Origin of the sequence: uncultured Fretibacterium sp. (assembly GCF_938030725.1) — a bacterium.
In the GTDB taxonomy this organism is placed as follows: Bacteria; Synergistota; Synergistia; order Synergistales; family Aminobacteriaceae; genus Fretibacterium.
The window spans coordinates 1-2,333 of record NZ_CALHIQ010000040.1 but is presented as its reverse complement, the minus strand read 5'-3'; the positions used below and the strand labels follow the sequence as shown (position 1 = coordinate 2,333).

Here is a 2,333-nt window from a genome sequence, read left to right as displayed (position 1 = left end):
CCCGCCTCGCCCGCCCGCGCCGCCTCGATCGCCGCGTTGAGGGCCAGGAGGTTCGTCTGGTCCGCGATGGACGTGATGGAGCTCACGAAGCCGGAGATGGCCTCCACCGACTGCGCCAGGTGGCCGATCTGCTCCATCGTTTCCTCGGACTTCTCCTCAGCCAGCTTCATGCCCTCGACGATCCGCCCCACGCTGTGAACTCCCTCCGTCGTCCCGGTGCTGACGGTGGCGGACTGGGAGGCGCCCTCCGTGGCCGCCTGGGCGCTCGACTGGGCTCCGGACGCCACCTCGCCGATCGCCGCGTTGATCGACTGAAGGGCAGAGGAGCTCTCGCCCAGCAGGGTGTCCGACTTGCCCATCAGCCCGCCGACGCTCTCCATCGAGGCCAGCAGGTCCCCCGATATCTTCGCGAGCTCCTCGGACTGGCGCGAGTTCTCGGCCACGCCGGTCCGGATGCGGGAAACCACCTCGCCGATGGAGCCCGCCGTCCGATTCAGCATCCCCGATATCCTGGAGAACTCATCCTTGCCGGAGTCGTCGAAGTGGGTCGAGAGGTCGCCCGCCTCCAGCTCCTCCATGAGGTCGGTCATCCGGCGCACGGAGCGCGTCATGCCCCGAATGATGCAGAAGAAGGAAACTCCGACGATGATCAGCGGCGTGACCGCGACGCCCAGCAGGATCAGGAGCAGGGTCTTGAGGATGCCGGAGATCACAGAATAGGGGAAGAACGCGCCAAGGTAGAGGTCGTACCCCACAGGAGCGTAGAACATCAGGCGCCGCTCACCCTCGTGGGTGTACTCGGTGACCCCGCTCTCGCCCGCCGTCATCCGCCGAACCGTCTGGCGGACGCTTTCCGGAGAGGCCGGGTCCGTCAGGAGGTTGGTCTTCATGACCTGCTCCTTCTTGGGGGAGGCGACGATCAGGCCGTCCTTCCGGATCAGGACCCCGGAGCCCTGGCCGAAGACCTTCAGGGCCGCCGTCTGCGAGCTGATCTGGTCCACGTCCAGGTCCGCGCCGACGACCCCCAGGAGCTTCCCTGCATCGTCCCGGACGGCGACGGCCATGGTGATCCCAAGGCTGTTGGTCGCTGCAATGATGTAAGGCTCTGAGCAGATGACCTCGCCGTCCCTGGCCGCGACCGCGAGCTTGTACCAGGGGCGAGTCCGGGCGTCGAAGTCGTCGGGGGCCTTCCAGCCGCCTCCGTCCGCAAAACGGCCGTCCGACTCGTAGCCCCAGAACAGTTCCTTGATGCCGTTCGGCCTGTTCTTGGCCAGGAGGGCGGCGGCGGCCCGAGCCACCTCGTCCTTAGAAACCGCCTGGAAGTTCACGAACGCATACCGCAGCGATTCGGCGGAGGCCGAGAGAACCGCGGAGGATCGGGTCAGGACGCCTCGAAAAATCTGGGCCGACTGGGATACGCTCTCCACTCCGGCCCCCTTCAAAACGGAGGACAGCGTCGAGCCGCCCCAGAGGTAAACGACCCCGATCATCAAGAACAACACCAGAAAAACCGCCGCGACCGTCCCCAACATCTTGCTCCGAATCGTCATCTTTTCGTCTCCCTTGCTAAGCAAAAATACTGAAGAAACATCCCGTAGTGCCGTAGCGCGAACGCACAAACCCGGAGGGCCGCTCCTGCCGAACTCTCCTCCGGCTCGCTAAAACGCCCACCCTCCGGGATGAAAAAACGACTTTATCGCTATTATAATACGCAACCCCGAAGATCGGCAATACCTCTGAAAAACTCTTGACAGCCTGCCATAGGGGTGCTATTTTAGCTAAAAATTCACCCCGCTTGGGGGAGTACGCGAGAGTGAGGACGAGAGCGATGAAACGCGACGGAGAGGCCGCAATGCAGCTTCGGAACAACGGGATGTGGTGGTGGCAGCCTTAAGCTGCCCTCTGTCCGTGCGCGTCGAAAGCTAAGAAAGCGCTTAAGGGCCGGAGGGAAATCAACCCTCTGGCCCTTTTGTCTTGAGAGCGTCACAGCCTGGGGCCGACCTTTTGCCCCGGGCTTTTTTGTATCCCAAAAATTTTATACTTTATTCAGGAGGAGATTGCAATGGCAAACGACGTCGAGAGGAAAGCTGCAGTCACGGGATTCTTTGGGGAGTACGGTGGGCAGTTCATCCCCGAGGCCCTCAAGAAGCGCCTGGACGAATTGGATGAGGCCTTCCGGGACGCGATGGCGGACGAGGCGTTTCAAGAGGAGTATCTGACGCTCCTCAAGGACTACGTGGGCCGTCCCTCGGCGCTGACGGAGTGCCGCAACATCTCGAAGGACCTGGGAGGGGGACGGCTCTTCCTGAAACGGGAGGACCTAAACCACGGCG

1 protein-coding gene and 1 pseudogene are annotated in these 2,333 nt (G+C 62.7%); one reads left to right on the top strand and one right to left on the bottom strand.

Annotated elements, in window-relative coordinates:
• On the bottom strand, window positions 1-1,550 hold a 1,550-nt coding region (locus tag Q0629_RS02575; protein ID WP_298778559.1), incomplete at its 3' end, for a methyl-accepting chemotaxis protein.
• A 512-nt stretch (window positions 1,551-2,062) separates the two neighbouring features.
• Between Q0629_RS02575 and Q0629_RS02570 the strand changes: the two are divergent.
• A pseudogene (locus Q0629_RS02570) lies at window positions 2,063-2,333 on the top strand (tryptophan synthase subunit beta); the annotation flags it as partial.